Source organism: Streptomyces sp. Root431, from assembly GCF_001426585.1.
GTDB lineage: Bacteria > Actinomycetota > Actinomycetes > Streptomycetales > Streptomycetaceae > Streptomyces > Streptomyces stackebrandtii.
The window spans coordinates 757,144-771,923 of record NZ_LMEI01000007.1 but is presented as its reverse complement, the minus strand read 5'-3'; the positions used below and the strand labels follow the sequence as shown (position 1 = coordinate 771,923).

16 protein-coding genes and 1 riboswitch are annotated in these 14,780 nt (G+C 70.3%); of the genes, 1 reads left to right on the top strand and 15 read right to left on the bottom strand.

Annotation, left to right across the window (positions count from 1 at the left end):
• Nucleotides 1-33: 33 nt before the first annotated feature.
• From ASC82_RS10720 to rpsB, 7 genes are all read right to left on the bottom strand, one after another.
• On the bottom strand, nt 34-1,161 hold the full coding sequence (locus ASC82_RS10720) for a thiamine ABC transporter substrate-binding protein (protein WP_056644965.1): 1,128 nt from the start codon (nt 1,159-1,161) through the stop codon (nt 34-36).
• Nucleotides 1,162-1,262: 101 nt separating this feature from the next.
• A riboswitch (TPP riboswitch) is annotated at nt 1,263-1,372 on the bottom strand.
• A 29-nt stretch (nt 1,373-1,401) separates the two neighbouring features.
• Entirely contained in the window at nt 1,402-2,514 is a 1,113-nt protein-coding gene (rlmN, locus tag ASC82_RS10715) for a 23S rRNA (adenine(2503)-C(2))-methyltransferase RlmN (RefSeq protein ID WP_024755670.1), read from the bottom strand.
• A gap of 208 nt (nt 2,515-2,722) precedes the next feature.
• Nucleotides 2,723-3,826, bottom strand: a complete 1,104-nt coding sequence (locus ASC82_RS10710; protein WP_079039186.1) for a phosphatidate cytidylyltransferase — start codon at nt 3,824-3,826, stop codon at nt 2,723-2,725.
• Nucleotides 3,826-4,383 carry a ribosome recycling factor gene (gene frr, locus ASC82_RS10705; RefSeq protein ID WP_024755672.1) on the bottom strand — a complete coding sequence of 186 codons (558 nt, stop codon included), beginning with the start codon at nt 4,381-4,383 and terminating at the stop codon, nt 3,826-3,828. Before frr ends, ASC82_RS10710 begins: the two co-directional genes overlap by 1 nt.
• A 97-nt stretch (nt 4,384-4,480) precedes the next feature.
• On the bottom strand, nt 4,481-5,245 hold the full coding sequence (gene pyrH, locus ASC82_RS10700; RefSeq protein WP_024755673.1) for a UMP kinase: 765 nt from the start codon (nt 5,243-5,245) through the stop codon (nt 4,481-4,483).
• 163 nt (nt 5,246-5,408) lie between these two features.
• On the bottom strand, nt 5,409-6,245 hold the full coding sequence (gene tsf, locus ASC82_RS10695) for a translation elongation factor Ts (protein WP_056644563.1): 837 nt from the start codon (nt 6,243-6,245) through the stop codon (nt 5,409-5,411).
• Between the two features lie 102 nt (nt 6,246-6,347).
• Nucleotides 6,348-7,265 carry a 30S ribosomal protein S2 gene (gene rpsB, locus ASC82_RS10690; protein WP_056644561.1) on the bottom strand — a complete coding sequence of 306 codons (918 nt, stop codon included), beginning with the start codon at nt 7,263-7,265 and terminating at the stop codon, nt 6,348-6,350.
• A 255-nt stretch (nt 7,266-7,520) separates the two neighbouring features.
• Between rpsB and ASC82_RS10685 the strand changes: the two genes are divergently transcribed.
• A complete protein-coding gene (locus tag ASC82_RS10685) occupies nt 7,521-7,970 on the top strand; it encodes a M23 family metallopeptidase (RefSeq protein WP_056644560.1) in 450 nt (149 codons plus the stop codon).
• A gap of 73 nt (nt 7,971-8,043) precedes the next feature.
• Here ASC82_RS10685 and ASC82_RS10680 read toward each other — a convergent pair whose 3' ends face one another.
• From ASC82_RS10680 to lepB, 8 genes are all read right to left on the bottom strand, one after another.
• Nucleotides 8,044-8,610, bottom strand: a complete 567-nt coding sequence (locus ASC82_RS10680; RefSeq protein WP_079039185.1) for a TetR/AcrR family transcriptional regulator — start codon at nt 8,608-8,610, stop codon at nt 8,044-8,046.
• A gap of 54 nt (nt 8,611-8,664) precedes the next feature.
• Nucleotides 8,665-9,501 carry an RNA polymerase sigma factor WhiG gene (gene whiG / locus ASC82_RS10675; RefSeq protein WP_056644559.1) on the bottom strand — a complete coding sequence of 279 codons (837 nt, stop codon included), beginning with the start codon at nt 9,499-9,501 and terminating at the stop codon, nt 8,665-8,667.
• Between the two features lie 239 nt (nt 9,502-9,740).
• Complete coding sequence (gene dprA, locus ASC82_RS10670) at nt 9,741-10,946, bottom strand: DNA-processing protein DprA (RefSeq protein WP_056644555.1); 1,206 nt, start codon at nt 10,944-10,946, stop codon at nt 9,741-9,743.
• A complete protein-coding gene (locus tag ASC82_RS10665) occupies nt 10,943-12,556 on the bottom strand; it encodes a YifB family Mg chelatase-like AAA ATPase (protein ID WP_056644552.1) in 1,614 nt (537 codons plus the stop codon). Before ASC82_RS10665 ends, dprA begins: the two co-directional genes overlap by 4 nt.
• A complete protein-coding gene (locus ASC82_RS10660) occupies nt 12,556-12,921 on the bottom strand; it encodes a YraN family protein (protein ID WP_056644549.1) in 366 nt (121 codons plus the stop codon). Before ASC82_RS10660 ends, ASC82_RS10665 begins: the two co-directional genes overlap by 1 nt.
• Nucleotides 12,922-13,070: 149 nt before the next feature.
• Nucleotides 13,071-13,379 carry a DUF2469 domain-containing protein gene (locus ASC82_RS10655; RefSeq protein WP_005311352.1) on the bottom strand — a complete coding sequence of 103 codons (309 nt, stop codon included), beginning with the start codon at nt 13,377-13,379 and terminating at the stop codon, nt 13,071-13,073.
• Nucleotides 13,380-13,434: 55 nt separating this feature from the next.
• The gene (locus ASC82_RS10650; RefSeq protein ID WP_056644547.1) at nt 13,435-13,956 is read right to left on the bottom strand and encodes an NUDIX hydrolase; all 522 of its coding nucleotides are present in this window, start codon (nt 13,954-13,956) and stop codon (nt 13,435-13,437) included.
• The gene (gene lepB / locus ASC82_RS10645) at nt 13,953-14,741 is read right to left on the bottom strand and encodes a signal peptidase I (RefSeq protein WP_056644544.1); all 789 of its coding nucleotides are present in this window, start codon (nt 14,739-14,741) and stop codon (nt 13,953-13,955) included. Before lepB ends, ASC82_RS10650 begins: the two co-directional genes overlap by 4 nt.
• Between the last annotated feature and the right edge of the window lie 39 nt (nt 14,742-14,780).

Sequence of the window (14,780 nt, the reverse complement as noted above, 5' to 3'; positions counted from 1 at the left end):
TCGCGCTCCCCTTGAGGTCGCCCCGGCCCCGCACTACTTCAGGACGAGCGACGACCACTGCTGGATCCACGGGTCACGCTTCTCGGCGATCTTCTCGGGCGCCATGGTCTCCGGCTTGTCGACGACCACACCGTGCTTCGTGAAGAGCTCCGGCAGCGTCGCGTCCTCGGCGACCGGGTTGACGAACATCTGGAGCGGCATGTCGTCCTGGAACTTCTTCGAGATCAGGAAGTCGATCAGCGCCTTGCCGCCCTCGGGGTTCTTCGCCCCGTTCAGCAGGCCCGCGAACTCGATCTGCCGGAAGCAGGTGCCGGTGGACACCCCGGTCGGCGCCACCTTCGGCTGCGGCTCGCCGTACAGCACCTCGACCGGCGGGCTGGAGGCGTACGACACGACGAGCGGCCGGTCGCCCTTGGCCTGCTTGCCGCCGGCCGAACCGGAGAACTCCTGGTTGTAGGCGAGCTCCCAGCTGTCGACGGTCTTCACGCCGTTGGCCTTCAGCTTCGTCCAGTAGCCCTGCCAGCCTCCCCCAGAGGCTTCGCCCTGGGAGGTACCCCCATCGCCGTACTTCGCGGCCGTACCGAGGAGGAAGCCGAGGCCCGGGGAGGACCGCTCGGGGTTCTCGACGACGAGCAGGTCCTTGTACGCCGGCTTCGCCAGGTCGTCGAAGGTCTGCGGCGGCGCCAGCTTCTTGTCCGCGAAGTACTTCTTGTCGTAGTTGACGCAGATGTCACCGGAGTCGATCGGCGTGACCCGCTGCTCCTTGTCGAGGCGGTACGCGGCCGGGATCCGGTCCACGCCCTTCGCCTCGTACGGGACGAAGATCCCGTTGTCGAGAGCGCGGGAAAGCAGGGTGTTGTCCACACCGAAGAAGACGTCACCCTGCGGGGAGCCCTTGGTCAGGATCTCCTTGTTGACGGCCTCGCCCGCGTCGCCGGCCTTGAGGACCTTGACCGTGAAACCGGTCTGCTTCGTGAACTCCGCCAGCACCTCCTTGGAGGCGTTGAAGGAGTCGTGACTCACGAGGGTCACGGTCTTCGAGACGGGCTTGCCGGTCTTGCCCGCCTCTCCCTTGGCACCGGACTCGGTGCCGCAGGCGGCGAGGGTGGTGACACCCAGCGCCGCGACGAGCGCGACGGCGGCCATCTTCCTGGTGCTCATGGACGTGGTGGTGCTCACTGAGATTCCTCCTGGGTATGACCAGGAAGAGACGCGGCCCCGCCCGCGGCCGGCGGAACCGGACGCGGGCAGGGCGCAACAGCTTGAGTTAACGACCGAACTTCCTACCCAGAATGACCTGGGCAAGGTTCAGAGGGTCTGCGGTCTACGGTCACCGCACTCTCAGCGCTGTGGCGCTCCCCTGTCGGAATATGGAGATGTGTTCGAGCTCAGAGTACAAGGTCAGCGTTCGGAGGCCGCGAGCTGTCCACAGGCACCGTCGATCTCCTGGCCACGGGTGTCCCGGACGGTCACCGGAACGCCGTGGCGGGCGATGGCGTCGACGAACGCCCGCTCGTCCTCCGGACGGGACGCCGTCCACTTCGAACCGGGCGTCGGGTTCAGCGGGATCAGGTTGACGTGCACCCGCTTGTTCTTCAGCAGCCGGCCGAGGAGGTCACCGCGCCACGCCTGGTCGTTGATGTCGCGGATGAGCGCGTACTCGATGGAGACCCGGCGCCCCGACTTCTCCGCGTACTCCCAGGCGGCGTCGAGGACCTCGCGCACCTTCCAGCGCGTGTTCACCGGCACCAGGGTGTCGCGCAGCTCGTCGTCGGGAGCGTGCAGCGAGACCGCGAGGCGGCACTTGAAGCCCTCGTCGGCGAAGCGCTGCATCGCCGGCACGAGACCGACCGTGGACACGGTGATCCCGCGCTGCGAGAGCCCCAGGCCGTCCGGCTCGGGGTCCGTGAGCCGCCGGATCGCGCCGACGACCCGCTTGTAGTTCGCGAGCGGCTCGCCCATGCCCATGAACACGATGTTCGACAGGCGCGCCGGTCCCCCGGGCACCTCCCCGTCCCGCAGGGACCGCATGCCGTCCACGATCTGGTGCACGATCTCGGCGGTCGACAGGTTCCGGTCGAGCCCCGCCTGCCCGGTCGCGCAGAACGGGCAGTTCATGCCACAGCCGGCCTGCGAGGAGATGCACATCGTCACCCGGTCCGGGTAACGCATGAGCACCGACTCGACGAGCGTGCCGTCGTGCAGCCGCCACAGCGTCTTACGGGTCGTGTCGTCGTCGCACGAGATGTGCCGCACCACGGACATCAGGTCGGGCAGCAGCTCCCCGGCCAGCTTCTCCCGCGAGGCCGCCGGGATGTCGGTCCACTGCGCCGGGTCGTGCGCGTACCGCGCGAAGTAGTGCTGGGACAGCTGCTTGGCACGGAACGGCTTCTCGCCGATCGCGGCGACCGCTTCCTTCCGCTCGGCGGGCGACAGGTCGGCCAGGTGCCGCGGCGGCTTCTTGGCTCCCTTGGGGGCGATGAAAGTGAGTTCTCCGGGCACTGGACGGGCCACGATCGGGTGTCTCCTCAGACGGCACGAGGTCCGGACAGCCCCGCGTCGGCGGGAAGCGCGGCATGACGATGCCGAAGCCAGGAGACCTCACTGGAGCGCCCTCACGGTGGCGAGGACGACGGAAGGGCCCGCGGCGCACGCGCCACGAGCCCTTCCAGAGTACCCGCTGTCCGTCAACACCTTCCGACGGAAGAAACCGACCGGCCGGTCAGCTCGTCCCGACGAACAACGCCAGCAGCAACCACACCACCGGCGCCGTCGGCAGCAACGAGTCAAGCCGGTCCATGATGCCGCCGTGTCCCGGGAGCAGCGTGCCCATGTCCTTGATGCCGAGATCACGCTTGATCATCGACTCGCCGAGGTCACCGAGCGTCGCACTCGCCGCCACCGCGAGACCGAGCAGCAGACCCTGCCACCAGGACCCGTCGTCGATCATGAACTCCATGCACAGCGCGCCCGCCGCCATCGCGAAGGCCACCGCGCCGACGAGACCCTCGCGGGTCTTGCCGGGGCTGATCCTCGGCGCCAGCTTGTGCTTGCCGAAGCGCCAGCCGACCGCGTACGCCCCGGTGTCGCTGACCACCGTCAGGATCAGGAACGTCAGCACCCGCTGCGGACCGTCGTCCGCGGTGAGCAGCATCGCCACGAACGTCGCCAGGAACGGCACGTAGAACGCGGCGAACACACCCGCCGTGACGTCCTTCAGGTAGCCCTCGGGGGGCTCCGTCATCCGCCAGACGAGCACGGCCAGCGCCGTCAGCGCCATCGCCACCCAGGCGCCCTCGGGACCCCGGACGTAACCGGCGACGACCATCGCCGCTCCGCCGACCGCGAGCGGCACCAGCGGAGCCTTGATGGCCTTGCGCTCCTGGAGGCGGGAGGTGAGCTCCCACAGACCGACGACGACGGCGACCGCTATCACTCCGACGAACGCCGGCTTCCAGATGAACAGCGAGGCGACGATGACGGCGCCGAGACCGACCCCGACCCCTATGGCCGCGCCCAGGTCGCGCCCCGCGCTCTTCTTCTGCCGTGGCGCCGTCGGCGCGGGCGGCGGAGGCGGGGTGGGGCTGGACATGGGCTCCTGCGGGTGCTCGTGCGGCGTCTCGTCACGGAACAGGGGACCGCTCTGGTGAGCGGCCCCCCGGCCGTGACCGTCCTGGAATCCGCCGGCGGGAACGTCGGGCACGATGGGCATGGGCCGAGTCTGCGCCGCGTGATGCCGATCGTCTGCGGGACCCGCCGGGGCAGGCCCCTGGTGGGGTCCCCGGCGGCCGATGCCGCCCGGGGCCCCCCAGGAAGAGTCGTTCATCAGACCTCGAGCAGCTCGGCTTCCTTGTGCTTGAGCAGCTCGTCCACCTGCGCGACGTACTTCGCGGTGGTGTCGTCGAGCTCCTTCTCCGCGCGACGGCCGTCGTCCTCGCCGACCTCGCCGTCCTTGACGAGCTTGTCGATGGACTCCTTGGCCTTGCGGCGCACGGCGCGGATCGAGATCTTCGAGTCCTCGGCCTTGCCCTTGGCCACCTTGATGTACTCCCGGCGGCGCTCCTCGGTCAGCTCGGGGAACACCACCCGGATGATGTTGCCGTCGTTGCTCGGGTTGACGCCGAGGTCCGAGTCGCGGATCGCCTGCTCGATGTTGCGCAGCGCGCTCTTGTCGAACGGGGTCACCACGGCCATGCGCGGCTCCGGAACGGAGAACGACGCAAGCTGGTTGATGGGGGTGATGGCACCGTAGTAGTCCGCCACGATCTTGTTGAACATCGCCGGGTGCGCACGGCCGGTGCGGATCGCGGCGAAGTCCTCCTTGGCGACCACGACGGCCTTCTCCATCTTCTCCTCGGCCTCGAGGAGGGTCTCTTCGATCACCACATGCTCCTGCGTGTCGTCGCGTTGTGTCCTGCACGGTGGGTACGACCGGCAGGGCTCTGTCCATCCCCTTGCGGGGCGGTTCCCGGTTCGGGTGTCAGGCCCGGGTGCCCTGGTCGCTCACGAGCGTGCCGATCTTCTCACCCTTCACCGCGCGAGCGATATTGCCCTCGGTGAGCAGTTCGAAGACGAGGATCGGGAGCTTGTTGTCCCGGCACAGGGTGATGGCGGTGGCGTCGGCGACCTTGAGGTCGCGGGAGAGCACCTCGCCGTACTCCAGCGCGTCGAACTTGACCGCGTTGGGGTTGGCCTTCGGGTCGGAGTCGTAGACCCCGTCCACGCCGTTCTTGCCCATGAGCAGGGCCTCGGCGTCGATCTCCAGGGCACGCTGGGCCGCGGTGGTGTCGGTGGAGAAGTAGGGCATGCCCATGCCCGCGCCGAAGATGACCACGCGGCCCTTCTCCAGGTGGCGCACGGCGCGCAGCGGAATGTACGGCTCGGCGACCTGGCCCATGGTGATGGCGGTCTGGACGCGCGAGTCGATGCCCTCCTTCTCCAGGAAGTCCTGGAGGGCGAGGCAGTTCATCACGGTGCCGAGCATGCCCATGTAGTCGGAGCGGGCCCGGTCCATGCCGCGCTGCTGGAGCTCAGCGCCACGGAAGAAGTTGCCGCCGCCGATCACCACCGCGATCTCCGCGCCGTCGCGTACGACCGCCGCGATCTCACGCGCGATGGCGTGCACGACATTGGGGTCGACGCCCAGGCCCGTACCGCCGGAGAAGGCTTCTCCGGACAGCTTCAGCATGTAGCGGCCGGCCTTTTTGCCGTTGTTGTCGTCGCCCTGTACGGCGCCCTGGTTCATGGAGATCTCCTCGTGCACATACGAAGGAGGCCATTGCCTTGGGTCCTCGCGGTATCCCGTACGGCAATGGCCTCCTCGTCAGATCTGCGGTCGTCCTGCGCGGGGGCGGACGACTGCCTCAGACCCTACCGGGGTCCGGTGTCCGTCGCGTTCGCGGACGGACTCAGATGCCGACCTTGATGCGCGTGAAGCGCTTCAGGGTGACACCGGCCTCGTCCAGGACCTGCTGGACGGACTTCTTGTTGTCAAGGGCGTACGGCTGACCGAGCAGCGTCGCGTCCTTGAAGAAGCCGTTCACGCGACCCTCGACGATCTTCGGGAGCGCGGCCTCGGGCTTGCCCTCGGCGCGGGTGGTCTCCTCGGCGACGCGACGCTCGGTCTCGACGACCTCGGCCGGGACGTCCTCACGGGTGAGGTACTTCGGCGCGAAGGCGGCGATGTGCTGGGCGACACCCTTGGCGACGGCGGCGTCGGCCTTGTCGAACTCGACGAGGACACCGATCTGCGGCGGGAGGTCCGGCATCGTGCGGTGCATGTACGCGAAGACGAAGCCGTCGGCGTACTGCGCGAAGCGGTCCAGGACGATCTTCTCGCCGAGGTTGGCGTTGGCCTCGTCGACGAACGCCTGCACGGTCTTGCCGGCCTCGATCTCGGAGGCGAGCAGCGCGGCGATGTCGGCCGGGGCGGTGGCGGCGACGTGAGCGGCGAGCTGGTTGGCGACGGCCTGGAACTTGTCACCCTTGGCGACGAAGTCCGTCTCGCACTTCAGCTCGACGAGGACACCGGAGGTGTTGTCGTCGGCGATGAGGGAGACCACGGCGCCGTTCTCGGCGGAGCGGCCCTCGCGCTTGGCGACACCCTTCTGGCCCTTGATGCGCAGGGCCTCGACGGCCTTGTCGACGTTGCCGTCGGCCTCGTCGAGGGCCTTCTTGCAGTCCATCATGCCGGCGCCGGTGAGCTCGCGGAGCTTCTTGACGTCAGCGGCGGTGTAGTTCGCCATGAGTCTGTTTCTCTCTCGAAGTCTGAAAGATCGGGCGGGTCCACGGGTGGACGGCGGGGGCTTCGTGGGCCCCCGCCGTCACTACCCGAAGGTCCTGAAGGGTCAGGCCTGCTCGGCGTCCGTGGCCGGAGCCTCGGCGACGACCTCGGCCTCGGCGACGACCTCGGCGGCGTCGGCAGCCTCGGCGTCCGCGACCTTCTCGGTCTCGGCGGAGGTCTGGACCTCGGCGTCGTCGGCCTTCTTCTCACCCTCGAGCAGGTCGCGCTCCCACTCGGCGAGGGGCTCGCCGGCGGCCTTCTCGCCCGGCTTCGAGTCGCCGGTCGCGGCGCCGGAGCGGGCGATGAGGCCCTCGGCGACGGCGTCGGCGATCACGCGGGTGAGCAGGGTGACGGAGCGGATCGCGTCGTCGTTGCCCGGGATCTTGTAGTCGACCTCGTCGGGGTCACAGTTGGTGTCGAGGATCGCGACGACCGGGATCTTGAGCTTGCGCGCCTCGCCGACGGCGATGTGCTCCTTCTTGGTGTCCACGATCCAGACGGCGCTGGGCACCTTGGACATCTCGCGGATACCACCGAGGGTCTTCTCCAGCTTGGCCTTCTCGCGCGAGAGCACGAGAAGCTCCTTCTTGGTGAGACCGGAAGCGGCGACGTCCTCGAAGTCGATCTGCTCGAGCTCCTTGAGGCGCTGCAGACGCTTGTAGACGGTCGAGAAGTTGGTGAGCATGCCACCGAGCCAACGCTGGTTGACGTACGGCATGCCGACACGCGTCGCCTGCTCGGCGATGGCCTCCTGGGCCTGCTTCTTCGTACCGACGAACATGATGGAGCCGCCGTGGGCGACGGTCTCCTTGACGAACTCGTAGGCGCGGTCGATGTACGACAGCGACTGGAGCAGGTCGATGATGTAGATGCCGTTGCGCTCCGTGAAGATGAAGCGACGCATCTTCGGGTTCCAACGACGGGTCTGGTGACCGAAGTGGACGCCGCTTTCCAGCAGCTCCCGCATCGTGACGACGGCCATGGCCGTATCTCCTTGGGTTTCTCGGTTGTATTCCTGACGCCCCGGCGCGCCATGCCCACAAGGGACCGAAAGGCGCTGCCACGACCGGTGAGGGTTATGGCGGGGCGTGCGAAGTCGACCCGGTGACCCGAGTCGCCATAGGAAGTGTACGGGACCCTGGGAGCGACGGGTGACGGCACTGTCCACAACCGCCGAGTAGTCCACAGATACCGTCCCCGACCCCCGCGAACCGGTCACCCGGGGGAGCCTTCCCCCATGCACCTCATGACCCTGTTCCTGACCCTCGGCCTGCTGTGGCCGGTGGGCCCGCCCCCGCCCGAGATCCTGCGCGGCTGGCAGCCCCCGCCGGGCCCGTACGCCCGCGGTCACCGCGGCGTCGACCTGGCGGCCCCGCCCGACACCCCGGTGCTCGCCCCGGCCGCGGGCACGGTCACCTTCGCGGGCCCGGTCGGCGGCCGCGGGGTCCTCACCCTCACCCTCCCGGGCACGGGCACTCCCCCACTGCGCACGACCTTCTCCCCCGTGACCCCCCTGGTCACAGCAGGCACCCGGGTCACCGCCGGCACCCCCGTGGCCCGCGTCGCCCCGAACACCCACTGCCCCCGAGCCTGCCTCCACTGGGGCCTCCTCCGCGGCGACACCTACCTGAACCCCCTCACCCTGACGAACAGACCCCCGTCCCGCCTGCTACCCCTGGGCGGATGAGCCACGGACACACGAGGGGCGGGGGCCGGGGGGGAGGGGGCGGGGGGGGAGGGGGCGGGCCCCCTCCGACGGGTCAGGTGCGGGGGCCGGCCACGCCGTGGAGGGCCATGGTGACCGCTGCTTCCGCGATGGCCGTGGGATCCTCCGCCGCGCCGAGTTCGATGCGGCGGACGGCCGCGTCGACGACGCCCTGGAGGAGCATGGCGCCCAGGCGGGGCTCGGGCTGGCCCAGGGCGGCGAGGGCTTCGACGATCATGGCGACGAGGCCGCCGTGGGCCGCGCGGATCTTCTCGCGGGCGCCGTCGTCGAGTTCGCTCGCCGAGATCGCGACGACCGCCCGGTGGCGTCGGTCCCCGACCAGGGCCAGCTGGGTGCGGACGTACGCCTCGACCTTGCCCTCGGGCGTATCGGCGCCGGCCATGGCGGTCTCGACCTCGGCGGCCCAGACGGGGAAGTCGACGGCGCAGAGCTCTTCGACGACGGCCGCGCGCGAACGGAAGTACTCGTACACCGAGGAGCGGGCCAGGCCCGTGCGCTCGGCGAGTGCGGGGAAGGTCAACGCCTCCGTACCGCCCTCGGACAGCAGGGAACGCGCGGCGTCCAGCAGGGCGCCTCGCTGCATCGTCCGGTGCTCGGCCACGGAGGCCGCTCGAATCCTGGGCACGGCTCCACTGTACGACCGGCCACGGACGGCTCAGCGTCCGACGTCGGCCAGCTTGGCGCGGAGCTGGAGGACCGACTTGGTGTGGATCTGGCTGACGCGGCTCTCCGTGACGCCGAGGACGTTGCCGATCTCGGCCAGCGTGAGGCCCTCGTAGTAGTAGAGCGTGACGACGGTCTTCTCCCGCTCGGGGAGCGTGTTGATCGCCCGGGCGAGCAGGCGGCGCAGCTCGCGGTCCTCGGCGACCTCGACGGGGTTGTCCGCCGCCGTGTCCTCCAGGGTGTCCATCAGGGAGAGGCGGTCGCCGCCCTCTCCGCCGACGTGCAGCAGCTCCTCCAGGGCGACCACGTTCGCCAGGGACAACTGGCTGAAAACCGCGTGTAGTTCCTCCAGTGTGACGTCCATCTCCGCGGCGACTTCGCTCTCGGAGGGGGTGCGCCTGAGCTGGGCTTCGAGGGTCGCGTAGGCGCGCTCGACGTTGCGCGCCTTCTGGCGGACGGAGCGCGGGATCCAGTCCAGGGCGCGGAGTTCGTCGATCATGGCACCGCGGATGCGGGTGATCGCGTACGTCTCGAACTTGATGGCGCGCTCGACGTCGAACTTCTCGATGGCGTCGATGAGGCCGAAGACCCCGGAGGAGACGAAGTCGGCCTGTTCCACGTTGGACGGCAGCCCCACGCTGACCCGTCCCGCGACGTACTTGACGAGCGGCGAGTAGTGCAGGATCAGCTGCTCCCGCAGCCGTTCGTCGCCGGTGTCCTTGTACGACCGCCACAGCTCGTCGAGGGAGGTCGGTGCGGGTGGTCGCACGGTGCCCCGGGCTGCTGGGGGCACCGCAGCGCGGTCAGACCCGGAGGTGTGCTGGGGCATGCGTTGCCTTGAGCCGTTCTGCTGTCGGGTGTGTCGTCGGGGGTGTCCTGTGGGGAATCCTGGTGAGCGTAGCGTGAGTGCGCAGTCGCGGTGCGCGAACATCGGTGGATCGCGCCGGTCCGGGTGGACACCGTCGGCCACATCTTCGAACCCGGGTCGTGGCGCGTGTCGACCCCTCGGATCCGGCCGAGAGAACTCGGTTGCTCATCGGCTTCACCCTGTCACCCGAATGCGCCAGGTCAAGTATCGCCTCGCCGCGCGTTCGACCCGTGTGTGGCCGTGTTCGTCAACCGCCAGCCTTCGCCGTGCCGTTCGACGAAGCCGAGGGAATGCAGTTCGTACAGCTTGGCGAGGGTGTCGTCGGGGGTGGTGCCGGCTCGGCGGGCGATGACGGTCGTGGGGGTGGGGCCGCGGGCGGGGACGGCTTCGAGAATGTGTGCGGTGGCGGGTGCGAGGAGGTCGCGCGGGAGGACGGGGCCGCGGCGGGCGGGGGCCAGTTCGCCCATGTCGCCGACGAGTTCGACGATCTCCTGTGCGTCGGTGACGAGGGTGGCGTCGCCCCGGAGGAGTTCGTGGACGCCGGCGGAGAGGGTGCTGGTGACGGGGCCGGGGACGCCCATGGTGTGACGGCCGAGGCGGGCGGCGGCCCGGGCGGTGACGAGGGAGCCGCTGCGGTGCTGGGCTTCGACGACGACGGTGCCGCGGGTGAGGGCGGCGATCACGCGGTTGCGGAGGATGAATCGGCTGGGTGTGGGGTGGCTGTCGGGCGGTAGTTCTCCGACGACGAGTCCTTGTTCCGTGATGCGGCCGATGAGTCCGGCGTGGCCTCGGGGGTACGGGGTGTCGACGCCGCAGGCGAGGACGGCGACGGTGGCTCCTTCGGCGGCGAGGGCGCCGCGGTGGGCGGCGCCGTCGATGCCGTAGGCGGCTCCGGAGACGACGACCCAGCCCTGTCGGGTGAGGCCGGTGGCGAGGTCGGCGGCGATGTGGGCGCCGTAGGGGGTGCAGGCGCGGGCTCCGACGAGGGCGACGGAGCGCAGGGCCCAGGTGCGCAGGTCGGCGGGGCCTCTGATCCAGAGGCCGAGGGGGCGGGTGGGGCCGAGGTCGTCGAGTTGACGGGGCCATTCGGTGTCGCCGGGGATGAGGAAGCGTCCGCCGAGCCGGTGGATGGTGTCGAGGTCGCGGGCGGGGTCGGCGGCGGTGGCGCGTCGGCGCCAGCTGTCGACGCGTTTCGCTCCGGTGCCGGGGAAGGGGTCGTCGCCGGGGTGGAGGAGGCGGTCGAGGAAGCCGATGGCTCCGAAGTGGCGGAGCCAGCGGCCCGCGTGTTCGTCGCCGGGTTCGACGGCTCGGGTGAGGGCGGCGCGTGCGAGGCGCTCGTCCGCGGCGTGCGCGGCCCCAGCGCTCCCAGTGCTCCCGGCGCTTTCCGGGGTGTCGTGGCCGGTCATGTGCGCTCCCCCGCTGCGACGGGTACGCCGCGGGCGATGCCGGTGCGCATTTCGAGGGCGAGGGCGATGTCCGTGCTGTCGGGCCGGTCGTGTCCGGCGAGGTCGGCGACGGTCCAGGCGACGCGGAGGACGCGGTCGAGGCCGCGGGCGGTGAGGTGTCCGCGTTCGATGTCGCGTTCGGCGGCGGCGAGGGCGCCGGGTGCGGCGAGGTAGCGCGTACGGAGTTCGTGTCCGGGGATCTCGCTGTTGACGTTCCAGGGGGTGTCGGCGAGGCGGGCGGTGGCGCGGGCTCTGGCTTCGTGGACGCGGGCGGCGACGGTGGCGGTGTTTTCGCCTCGTCCGCCTTGTCCGAGGAGGTCGGCGCGGGTGACGGGTTCGACCTCGACGCGCAGGTCGACGCGGTCGAGGAGGGGGCCGGAGAGGCGGGCCTGGTAGCGGCGGATGAGGGAGGCGGGGCATTCGCAGCCGGCGCCGTGGAGGGTGTGGCGTCCGCAGGGGCAGGGGTTGGCGGCGAGGGCGAGGAGGAAGCGGGCGGGGAGGCGGACGACTCCGGCGGCGCGGGCGATGACGACGTGTCCGGATTCGAGGGGCTGGCGGAGTGCGTCGAGGACCTTGCCGGAGAACTCGGGTGCTTCGTCGAGGAAGAGGATGCCGCGGTGTGCGAGGGAGACGGCGCCGGGCCTGGGGAGGCCGTTGCCGCCGCCGACGAGGGACTGCATGGTCGCGGAGTGGTGGGGCGCGCAGTAGGGGGCGCGGCGGACGAGGGGTTCGCCGGGCGGGAGGATGCCGGCGACGGAGTGGACGGCGGTGACTTCGAGGGATTCCTGTCGGGTGAGGGGCGGGAGGATGCCGGGGAGTCGTTCGGCGAGCATGGTTTTTCCGGCGCCGGGAGGGCCGGAGAGCAGGAGGTGGTGGCTGCCGGCGGCGGCGATCTCCAGGGCCTGGCGGGCCCGGTGCTGGCCGGCGACGTCGGCGAGGTCGGGTCCTTCGGTGGGGTCGGCGGCGAGTCCGGAGCCGATGCCGGCGCCGGGGACGAGGAGTCCGGCGAGCATGGCGTCGGGTCGTCCTTCCTCGGTGGGTTCCTCGTCGGGGACGGGTTCGTCGGTGAGGACGGCGATGAGTTGGCGGAGGGTGCGGACGCCGAGGACGGAGACGCCGGGGACGAGTGCGGCTTCGCCTGCGGTCTGTTCGGGGACGACGACCTGGCGGTATCCGGCGTCTGCGGCGGCGAGGACGGCGGGCAGGACGCCGCGGACGGGGCGGACGCGTCCGTCGAGTCCGAGTTCGCCGATGAGGACGAGGTCGGCGATGGTGCGGGGGTCGACGCGCTCGGCCGCGCCGAGGACGGCGGCGGCGACGGCCAGGTCGAAGCCGCTGCCGCTCTTGGGGACGGATGCGGGGCTGAGTCCGACGGTGAGTTTCTTCTGGGGCCATTCGGCGCCGGAGTTGACGACGGCGGCGCGGACGCGGTCGCGGCTCTCGCTGAGGCTTTTGTCGGGGAGGCCGACGAGGGTGAAGGCGGCGACGCCCGGTTCGAGGTCGGCCTGGACTTCGACGACGACGCCTTCGACGCCGACGAGGGCGACGGAGCAGGTGCGGGCGAATCCCATCAGGCCACCCCTTGGGCGTGGGTGAGGACGGGGGCGCCCTTGTGGGGCAGGACGATGCCGACGAGGTCGATGCGGATGCCGCCGGCGGGGGCGGGGGTGCCGGTGCGGTCGAGCCAGCAGGCGGCGAGGCGGCGGAGGCGCTCGGCCTTGGTGGGGGTGACGGCGGCCATGGGGTGTTCGTAGGTGCCGTGGCGTCGGGTCTTGACCTCGCAGATGACGAGGGTGTCGCCGTCGCGGGCGACGATGTCGATCTCTCCGGCCCGGCCGCAGCGCCAGTTGCGGGCGAGGATGTGCATGCCGGTCGCGGTGAGCCGGCGGGTCGCCAGCTCTTCCCCGTACCGTCCGAGGGCTTGGGTGCTGTTCATGCGGTACCACCTCCGTCACCGACTGTGACGGAGCGGGCGGGACCGTGTGCGGCCCTGTGGAGGGCCGGGGCGCTGTGGAGAACTCGCTCACCCCTGAGGGTGATTCAGGGGGTGAGTCAGAGGGGGGAGTCGGGCAGCGGTGAGTGGGCTCAGCTGCCGGGGAGTTCGAGGTCGCTCTTGTTGAGCTCCTCGATATTCACGTCCTTGAACGTGAGGACGCGGACCTGCTTGACGAACCTGGCCGGCCTGTACATGTCCCAGACCCAGGCGTCAGCCATGCTGACTTCGAAGAAGACCTCACCTTGCACCGAGTGCACCTGCATCTCGTAGTCGTTGGTGAGATAGAAACGTCGCTCGGTCTCGATCACGTATTTGAACAGCCCGACGACGTCGCGGTACTCCCGGTAGAGCTTCAGCTCCATCTCGGTCTCGTACTTCTCGAGGTCCTCGGCGCTCATGGCATGTTCCCCTTCAGCCGTGCGTCCACCCATTGTGCGCCAGTCGGCCGCACCCCTAAACGATTTCCGGGGCGAGGACCACCGGCGCACTCGGAGGTCCCTCGTCGAGCAGCGTGCGCAGCAGCTCGGCGAGTCTGGTCGGGTACACCGTCTCACGGGCCGCCGACAGTTCGGCGGAGGTCCACCATCTGAGGCCCGCGAGGCTGCGGGTCTCCAGCTCCGTGAGGGCCTGGGGGCGGGGTTCGGTCCCGCTGCGGCGGATGCGGGCGAGGTAGTACCACTCGTCCTGGTCCCAGCGCCGCCCGTCGAAGGGGAAGGAGCAGTACCGCTGCCAGAGGACGGGTCCGAGCTCGGCGTCGGTGATGCCGGTCTCCTCGGCGAGTTCGCGCAGCGCGGCCTCGGCCCGGGTCTCGTCGCCCTCCAGGCCGCCGCCGGGGGTGAACCACCAGGTGTCGGCGGGGTCCTCGGGTTCGTACCCGTGCAGGAGCAGGATGCGGTCGTCGGGGTCGAGGAGGACGACCCGGGCGACCTGGCGCGTGGCGCTCCGCGGCGCCGCGGAGGATTCGCTGTCCGTCACGCCCTCACCTTCTCACTCGCCCCGGAATCCGCCCCGGGTCGTGTCCCGGAGCCCGTCCCGACCGGGCGTCGTGTCAGGAGGCGTGCCACCGGCCCGTACGCGGCCCCCGCGAGGATCAGTACACACCCGGCCACGATCGCCGTGAGGAGGAGCGTGAAGGGCCCGGGGGTCGAGATCCCGCCGGGGAGCCCGGCGAAGCCCTTCGCGGGGCCGAGGAGGCCCTCGACGGGCCAGACGACGGCGTCGACCCGGGCGACGACCGCGGAGCGGGGTACGGTCCCCTGTCCGGCGTCCTCCAGGTGCGAGCGGGAGTCGAGCGAGGTGTGGCGGTCGTCGCCGAGGAGGAAGAGGTTTCCTTCGGGGACGGTGACGGAGAACTCCTGACTGGAGGCGACGATGGTGCCGGCGGGTCCCGGTCGCAGGTAGGGCTCGTCGACGGCCTTGCCGTTGACGGTGAGCCGGCCCTCTCCGTCGCAGCAGGCGACGGTGTCGCCGCCGACGGCGACGACCCGCTTGACCATCGGCGCGGAGCCCCACAGGGCGTCCTTGAAGACGACGATGTCACCGCGTCGGACGTCGTCGCCGTCGATGCGTTCGGCGAGGACCTTGGAGCCGACGGCGATGGTGGGGGTCATGGAGTCGGTGGGGACGGTGTACGGCTGGTAGACCAGCGCTCCCCCGATGAAGCCGCCGAGGAAGAGCACACAGCCGACGGCCACGGCCAGCCCCGACAGCACGCTGCCGAGGCGGCCGTGGCCGCCCTCTGCTCTTTTGTTTCCGCTCATGCGCACCCCAGAGGTCTGTCGACGGTCCGGGACGGCAAT

Bases quoted from the DNA above. Each gene is read 5' to 3' on its own strand.
- ASC82_RS10720 (WP_056644965.1), bottom strand. From the start codon at position 1,161: ATGAGCACCAGGAAGATGGCCGCCGTCGCGCTCGTCGCGGCGCTGGGT.
- ASC82_RS10710 (WP_079039186.1), bottom strand. From the start codon at position 3,826: ATGAACGACTCTTCCTGGGGGGCCCCGGGCGGCATCGGCCGCCGGGGA.
- pyrH (WP_024755673.1), bottom strand. From the start codon at position 5,245: ATGAACCAGGGCGCCGTACAGGGCGACGACAACAACGGCAAAAAGGCC.
- tsf (WP_056644563.1), bottom strand. From the start codon at position 6,245: ATGGCGAACTACACCGCCGCTGACGTCAAGAAGCTCCGCGAGCTCACC.
- rpsB (WP_056644561.1), bottom strand. From the start codon at position 7,265: ATGGCCGTCGTCACGATGCGGGAGCTGCTGGAAAGCGGCGTCCACTTC.
- ASC82_RS10685 (WP_056644560.1), top strand. From the start codon at position 7,521: ATGCACCTCATGACCCTGTTCCTGACCCTCGGCCTGCTGTGGCCGGTG.
- whiG (WP_056644559.1), bottom strand. From the start codon at position 9,501: ATGCCCCAGCACACCTCCGGGTCTGACCGCGCTGCGGTGCCCCCAGCA.
- dprA (WP_056644555.1), bottom strand. From the start codon at position 10,946: ATGACCGGCCACGACACCCCGGAAAGCGCCGGGAGCACTGGGAGCGCT.
- ASC82_RS10665 (WP_056644552.1), bottom strand. From the start codon at position 12,556: ATGGGATTCGCCCGCACCTGCTCCGTCGCCCTCGTCGGCGTCGAAGGC.
- ASC82_RS10660 (WP_056644549.1), bottom strand. From the start codon at position 12,921: ATGAACAGCACCCAAGCCCTCGGACGGTACGGGGAAGAGCTGGCGACC.
- ASC82_RS10655 (WP_005311352.1), bottom strand. From the start codon at position 13,379: ATGAGCGCCGAGGACCTCGAGAAGTACGAGACCGAGATGGAGCTGAAG.
- lepB (WP_056644544.1), bottom strand. From the start codon at position 14,741: ATGAGCGGAAACAAAAGAGCAGAGGGCGGCCACGGCCGCCTCGGCAGC.